This window comes from Variovorax sp. P1_H2 (assembly GCF_056405295.1).
Genome location: NZ_JBFUCJ010000193.1, coordinates 1 through 7,090 on the forward strand (window position 1 = coordinate 1; position 7,090 = coordinate 7,090).

A 7,090-nucleotide genomic window follows, 5' to 3' on the forward strand; every position below is an offset into this window, starting at 1 on the left:
GCCCCAAGGCGGCCTGCGGCCCCCTCGGGGGGCAGCGAGTACACGAAGTGACGGAGCGTGGGGGTCAGTCAGGCCGGCGCCGGGCCGCCCCAAGGCGGCCTGCGGCCCCCTCGGGGGGCAGCGAGTACACGAAGTGACGGAGCGTGGGGGTCAGTCAGGCCGGCGCCGGGCCGCCCCAAGGCGGCCTGCGGCCCCCTCGGGGGGCAGCGAGTACACGAAGTGACGGAGCGTGGGGGTCAGTCCCTTGTCGCGCGGCGCTGGACGCAGGCGATGTAAGCCTCGCCGTCGGGCGGACGGCCTGCGCGCTGGCTCTCCCACATCATCTGGCCCAGGCACTCCATGGCCTCGTGGTGGGCATCGAGCAGCGAGTCGCGGCGCGCCGCCAGCAGCTCGACCGCCTGGCGGATGCCGCGCGGCTGGTCGATCGAGCACTGCTCGCTGATCGACAGGTGCATCGACAGGTGCAGGAAGGGGTTCTCGCGCCCGTCCTTGCCGTCGTAGACGTGTGCCACTGCGGCGTCGGCGTCGGCCAGGTCGGCGTGGTATTCGGGGTGCTCGTCGATCCAGCGGCTGGCGATGATCTCGAGCGCTTCCATCGGCTCGCCGCGGCGGCTCTTGGCGAAGACGTCGCAGAAGAAGCGACGTACTTCCTCTTGGGAGGGATTGAACATCCGCCGAGATTAGCACCGGCCCCCCACATCCGTCGCCGTGCCGCTACATTGCTGGGCCATGGACCGACTCGAAAACATAGAGACATTCGTACGCGTCGCGCAGACCCAGAGCTTCGCCGAGGCCGCGCGGCAGATGCGGGTGTCGAAGTCGGTGGTGACCAGCCGCGTGAAGCAGCTCGAGGACCACGTCGGCGCGCCGCTGTTCCATCGCAGCACGCGCGTGGTGCGGCTCAGCGACGTCGGCCAGGCCTTCCTGCGCGACTGCACCGAGCTGGTCGGCCGGGCCAACGACATCATGGACCAGATGCGCGATGCCAAGGCCGGGCCCACCGGCACCTTGCGCGTCCATGCGTTGACCGGCTTCGTGCTGGGCCACTTTGCGGCCCTGCTGCGGGCCTTCCAGGTCAGCTTTCCCGACATTCACCTGGAGCTGATCGTCAGCGATGCGGTGGTCGACCCGGTCAAGGCCGGCGTGGATTGCGCACTGCAGATCTTTCCGGCCGCGTCCACCGAACTGGTGTCGCGGCCGCTGTTCCCGGTCCGACGGGTGTTCTGCGCCACGCCCGAGTACCTGCGCGCGCACGGCACGCCGGCGAGTCCGCGCGAGCTTCACAAGCACACGCTGGGTCTCTATTCGGGCTACCCGACGCGGGACCGCTGGACCTTCCACCACGCCGGCGAGCAGGTGACCCTGTACATGAGCGCCGCCCTGCTGACCAACAGCGTGCATCTGCTGCGCGAGTACGCCATGGAGCATGCCGGCATCGTCTGCCTGCCGACGCTGGTGGCCGGCGACCCGATCCTGCGCGGCGAGCTGCAGGTGGTGCTGCCGGAGCACCAGCTGTCGTCCTTCTCTCTCAGCGCGGTCTATGCGGAAACCTCGCGCAATGCGTTCAAGCTCCGGCTCTTCATCGAGCACCTCACGGCGGCTTTCGCGAAGGTGCCGCCGTGGGACGCGGCGATGATCGAGCGGGGCTTGCTGCCGGCCGGGCTGATTGCGGACGGTTAGGGCCTGTTAACGCTATTTCCGGAGATCGCGTTGCCCGGCCAAGGGGCTGGATGCAAGGCGCGCGTGCGCAGCAAGGCTTTCGCCTTGCAAGCGCGGGCAACGCCGCAGACGGCCCCTTGGCCGGGCAACCCGCAGGGAAGGGCTGCCAAGGCACGCCGCTCGGCGTTGCACTCCTTGCGTGTGCCAACGCACACGCGGCGTCGCGCGCCTTGATCGGCCCGCCTTGGCAGCCCTTCGCGACTCCGGAAATAGCGTTAACAGGCCCTAACGAATCGATTGCGGGTAAACCCTGCGCATTGACCGGACTTGCCGAACAATGCGGCCCGGATTTGAGGTCTACCGGAGCCGCCCGCCGTTTCTTAAAGTGCAGACACCGCAGCCCATCGCTGCACTGTCCGGCACCTGAGGAGACAACCCATGACCGCTGCCTACCAGACCCGCTTCGGGTCGCTCAAGCATTTCGAGAAAGGCCACGTCGAGCCGATCGACGACGACGTCCGCCACTACGCGATGTCGAACTGCTTCGACATCGCCAGCAGGAGCAAGCCCTACGAGAAGGTGGTGTTCGGCCAGAACCAGATCTACGTGCTGGAGACGCTGCGCGCGGAAGGCACTTCGCCCTGGTACACCAGCGCCCACGACGAGTTCGCGCTGGTGATGGACGGCGAGGTCGAGGTCCACCTGGTCAAGCTCGAGGCCAGCCAGACCGTGGCCGATGAGCAGAAGAACGGCGCGGTGCTCGTGAAGGGCGAACCGAAGGGCCCGAAGATGGGCTGGATGAAGCTCTCGCGCGGCCACCAGGGCCTGTTGCCGAAGAACACCGCCTACCAGTTCCGAACCGCCGGTGAGCCGGGCGTGATCGTGCTGCAGACCTGCAAGGGCGATCTGTCGATCGAGAAGTGGGCAGACATCTGCCAGTCGCACTGAGCCACCGAGGAGCCACACCATGAACGCACCCGCAGAACTCGCCAAGGTGATCGCGTCGCAGCCCGACGCCACGCTCGGCTACAAGGATTTCTCTCTCGGCAGCTTCGGCTTCCGCCGCGACGAGTACTTCGCCCACATCACCTGGAAGACCCGCGACGGCCGCCCGATGAGCCACACGATGGACGTCGGCAACTACCTGCGCGCCCTGATGCGCGACGTCGCCTGGGGCTTCTTCTACGGCTGGGTCAATTTCGACGACGTGGTCGGCACGGTCAACCACTACCAGTCGGTCGACCTCTATGCCGGCAGCTTCAACGGCACCATGAAGGACGCCGGCATCGACCTGCTGGAGAACTTCCCGACCGCCCAGATCCGCGCCACCTTCGAGGCCATGCTCGACGACTGGACCAACGAGAGCTTCGATCCGTTCTCGGCGCCGCAGGAAACCGGCTCGCCCTACGGCCGCAAGAAGGGCAACAACACAGCCAAGATCACCCGGGCGCGCGAACTCGCGACGCGCTGTGTCGGCCTCAAGGGCGACCTCGATCTGCGCAGCGATGCGCGCGGCGCACCGGTCAACCGGGCCTTCGCCGACGTCGACCAGGCGCAGCCCGAGTTGCATCCCGAGCCCGGCTTCGAGAACGAAGTCCACGCCTTCAATCTCTTCGGCTTCCTGAGCCGCTCGCAGGTGACCTGGAACCCGAGCTTCACCTCGGTCGTCAAGCACAGCTACATGTGCCCGACCACCGAGGAGCACATCCTGCCGATCATCCACGGCAACGACCGCGTCGAGTGGTTCTTCCAGATGACCGACGAGATCCACTGGGACTGCGGCGACAAGAACACCGGCCGGCCGATGGCGCGCGTGATCATGAAGGCCGGCGACATGGCCGCCATGCCGGCCTACTGCCGCCACCAGGGCTTCAGCCCCAAGCGCTCGATGCTGCTGGTCTGGGAGAACGGCTCGCCCAGCCTGGTCTACGAGATCCAGAAGGGCGAGAGCCCGGAGATCCCGGTCCAGTTCTAGAACCGAACCCGAGGCCGCGCGAAGACCGCGCGGCGTTCGCTGCGAGCAACCCTGAACACGGCAGCCGCGACCGGCCGCATCGCGGCGCGGCGCGATGCCGCTCGACGACCCGCGTGGAACCAGCGAAGAAGGAGATACATCATGGCCCTCACCCGTCAAACCATGACCGACGAGCAACGCAAGTCGGTGGCCCTCGAATACCTCAAGGCCTACGACAACGGCGGCGTCACCTCCACCGGCGGCTCGATCCTCGACCTGTTCGCCGACGACGCGCAGGTCTACTTCCCCAAGTGGGGGCTGGCGACCGGCAAGGAGCAAATCGGCAAGCTGTTCGGCGAGGTCGGCAGCCGCGGCAAGTCCATCCGCCACGACTACGCGGGCTTCAACTGGATCTTCTCGGGCTCCGACCTGTTCGCGTGCGAAGGCACGAGCCATGGCGAGCACGCGGACGGTCCCTGGCGTGCCGGCGTGCCCGAATGGGGCGCCGGTCGCTGGTGCGATGTCTTCGAGGTCCGCGACTGGCTGATCCAGCGCTGCTTCATCTACCTGGACCCCGACTACGCCGGAAAAGACACGGCGCGCTACCCCTGGCTGGCCGGCCAGACCCAATGACCATTGCAACGAAACGGCACGGAGCCCGTCCATGACCCTCGCAGACATCCAGCAGGCCGCCGGCCTGAAGACACCCATCCGGCGCCAGCTCTTCATCGACGGGCGCTTCGTCGAGGCGGAATCGGGCGAGACGCTGGCGACGCTGAACCCGCACGACAACTCGACCATCGCCGACGTGGCGCTGGCCGGCAAGGCCGATGTCGACAAGGCGGTGGCTGCCGCGAAGCGCGCCTTCCCGGCCTGGAGCCGCATGGCGGCTGCCGATCGCGGGCGCATCCTGCTCAAGCTCGCTGACCTGATCGAGGCCAACGGCGAAGAGCTCGCGCGCCTCGAATCGCTCGACACCGGCCATCCGATACGCGATTCGCGCAAGCTCGACGTGCCGCGCACCGCGGCCTGCTTCCGCTACTTCGGCGGCATGGCCGACAAGTTCCAGGGCGAGACTATTCCCGTCGAGGCCGGCTTCCTCAACTACACGCTGCGCGAGCCGGTCGGTGTCGTGGGCCAGATCGTGCCGTGGAACTTCCCGCTGATGTTCACCAGCTGGAAGATGGCGCCGGCGCTCGCCGCCGGCAACTGCATCGTCATGAAGCCGGCCGAGATCACGCCGCTGAGCTCGCTCAAGATCGTCGAGCTGATGGCCGAGGCCGGGCTGCCCGACGGCGTGGTCAACATGGTGCCGGGGCTCGGCAGCGTGGTGGGGCAGTACATCGCCGAGCATCCGGAGATCGCCAAGGTCGCCTTCACCGGCAGCACCGCGACCGGCCGCCGCGTGGTGCAGGCCAGCGCCGGCAACCTCAAGAAGGTGCAGCTCGAGCTCGGCGGCAAGGGCCCCAACATCATCTTCGAAGATGCTTTCCTGCCGGCCGCGATCAACGGCAGCGCCTGGGCCATCTTCCACAACCAGGGCCAGGCCTGCATCGCCGGTTCGCGCCTGATGCTGCACGAGAAGATCGCCGATGCCTTCCTCGACCAGTTCATTCCGCTGGCGCAGTCGATCCGGCTCGGCAACCCGCTCGACGATGCGACCGAGATGGGACCGCTCACGAGTGCTCAGCATCGCGAGCGCGTGCTGCAGTACGTCGAGGTGGCGAAAGAGCAGGGCGGCGAGCTGCTGGCCGGCGGCACGGCACCGGGCGGCGACCTGGCGCGCGGCTGCTACGTGCAGCCGACCGTGGTGCGGGCGAAGTCGTGGCGCGACCGCATCGCGCAGGAAGAGGTGTTCGGTCCCTTCGTGACCGTGCTCACCTTCAAGGACGACGAAGAGGCGATGGAAATCGCCAACGGCACCGACTACGGCCTCGGCAGCGGCCTGTGGACCCGCGACCTGCAGCGCGCCCACCGCGTGGCGCGCGACCTGCACGCGGGCATGGTCTGGATCAACAGCTACAAGCGCGTGAATCCGGGCTCGCCCTTCGGCGGCGTCGGCCAGAGCGGCTACGGCCGCGAGATGGGCTTCGACGCGATGCGCGAGTACACGCAGGTCAAGAGCGTGTGGGTCAACGTCGACGCCCAGATCCCGCCGCACTTCGTGCGCTGACTGCCATGCACGACTTCATCTACACCAGCCATGCCCAGCGCGTCGTGTTCGGCGCCGGCTCGCTCGCGCACCTGGCCCGCGAGATCGACGCGCTGGGCGCGCGCCGTGCCCTGGTGCTGTCGACGCCCGAACAACGCGGACAGGCCGAGCGCGTGGCCGCGATGCTCGGTGCGAAGGCGGCCGGTGTCTTCGATCGCGCCGTGATGCATGTGCCGATCGAGACCGCGCGCGAAGCCCGCGAGCTGGCGCGTGCGCTCGACGCCGACTGCGCGGTCGCGATCGGCGGCGGCTCGACCACCGGCCTCGGCAAGGCCATCGCGCTCGATTCGGGCCTGCCGATCCTGGCGATTCCGACCACCTATGCCGGCAGCGAGATGACGCCGATCTACGGCCTCACCGAGGGCGGCCTCAAGAAGACCGGCAAGGATGTGCGCGTGCTGCCGCGCACCGTGATCTACGACCCCGAGCTGTCGCGCACGCTGCCCGTGGGCCTGAGCGTGACCAGCGGCATCAACGCGATCGCGCATGCGGCCGAAGGGCTCTATGCGCAGGACAGCAACCCGGTGATGGACCTGATGGCGCGCGAAGGCATCGCCGCGATCGCGCGGGCCCTGCCGGCGATTCGCAAGCGGCCCGACGACATCGAGGCGCGTGCCGATGCGCTCTACGGCGCCTGGCTCTGCGGCAGCGTGCTCGGCAGCGTCGGCATGGCGCTGCACCACAAGCTCTGCCACACGCTGGGCGGCAGCTTCAACCTGCCGCACGCCGAGGTGCACACGGTGGTGCTGCCGCATGCGATCGCCTTCAACGCGCAGGCCGCGCCGCGTGCGATGAACGACATCGCGCAGGCGCTGGGTGCGGCTTCCGCGCCCGAGGGGCTGCAGGCGCTGGCCCGCGACAACGGCGCGCCGGTGGCGCTCAAGGACATCGGCATGCGCGAGGCCGACCTCGACCGCGCGGCCGATCTCGCGGTCGGCAACCCCTACTGGAATCCGAGGCCCTTCGGCCCCGCCGAGCGCGATGCGATCCGTGCGCTTCTGCAACGCGCGTACGACGGCGATCCGCCGCGCTGACGGACGCCGTTCGACACCGGTTTGTGCAAAGAAGAGAAGACAGAAGAAGGAGACAACCATGACCCTCAATCGCAGGCAGTTCACCCAGGCTGCGGCCGCCCTGGCCGCCAGCGGCGCGGCGCCGCGGGCGTTCGCGGCCGACACGCTGAAGATCGGCTACGTGTCGCCGCAGACCGGGCCGCTGGCGCCCTTCGGCGAGGCCGACAAGTGGGTCATCGACCAGATGAAGAC

The 7,090-nt window shown here is 68.2% G+C and carries 7 protein-coding genes; 6 read left to right on the plus strand and 1 reads right to left on the minus strand.

Features of this window, described 5'->3' with window-relative positions; genetic code table 11:
- Positions 1 to 236: 236 nt before the first annotated feature.
- The gene (locus tag AC1D2E_RS33955; protein ID WP_478201484.1) at positions 237 to 671 is read right to left on the minus strand and encodes a DUF1841 family protein; all 435 of its coding nucleotides are present in this window, start codon (positions 669 to 671) and stop codon (positions 237 to 239) included.
- A 58-nt stretch (positions 672 to 729) separates the two neighbouring features.
- Here AC1D2E_RS33955 and AC1D2E_RS33960 point away from each other — a divergent pair, with 58 nt between their 5' ends.
- The 6 genes from AC1D2E_RS33960 to AC1D2E_RS33985 all read left to right on the plus strand — a co-directional run bounded on the left by AC1D2E_RS33960 (position 730) and on the right by AC1D2E_RS33985 (position 6,859).
- Positions 730 to 1,680, plus strand: a complete 951-nt coding sequence (locus tag AC1D2E_RS33960; RefSeq protein WP_478201485.1) for a LysR family transcriptional regulator — start codon at positions 730 to 732, stop codon at positions 1,678 to 1,680.
- 417 nt (positions 1,681 to 2,097) lie between these two features.
- Positions 2,098 to 2,607 (plus strand): cupin domain-containing protein, encoded by a 510-nt coding sequence (locus AC1D2E_RS33965; RefSeq protein WP_478201486.1) that lies wholly within the window; start codon positions 2,098 to 2,100, stop codon positions 2,605 to 2,607.
- Positions 2,608 to 2,626: 19 nt separating this feature from the next.
- The gene (locus tag AC1D2E_RS33970; protein ID WP_478112299.1) at positions 2,627 to 3,634 is read left to right on the plus strand and encodes a hydroxyquinol 1,2-dioxygenase; all 1,008 of its coding nucleotides are present in this window, start codon (positions 2,627 to 2,629) and stop codon (positions 3,632 to 3,634) included.
- 141 nt (positions 3,635 to 3,775) lie between these two features.
- The gene (locus AC1D2E_RS33975; RefSeq protein ID WP_478172304.1) at positions 3,776 to 4,246 is read left to right on the plus strand and encodes a nuclear transport factor 2 family protein; all 471 of its coding nucleotides are present in this window, start codon (positions 3,776 to 3,778) and stop codon (positions 4,244 to 4,246) included.
- A gap of 76 nt (positions 4,247 to 4,322) precedes the next feature.
- Complete coding sequence (locus AC1D2E_RS33980; RefSeq protein WP_478201488.1) at positions 4,323 to 5,786, plus strand: aldehyde dehydrogenase family protein; 1,464 nt, start codon at positions 4,323 to 4,325, stop codon at positions 5,784 to 5,786.
- 5 nt (positions 5,787 to 5,791) lie between these two features.
- The gene (locus AC1D2E_RS33985) at positions 5,792 to 6,859 is read left to right on the plus strand and encodes a maleylacetate reductase (protein WP_478201487.1); all 1,068 of its coding nucleotides are present in this window, start codon (positions 5,792 to 5,794) and stop codon (positions 6,857 to 6,859) included.
- Positions 6,860 to 7,090: the final 231 nt, after the last annotated feature.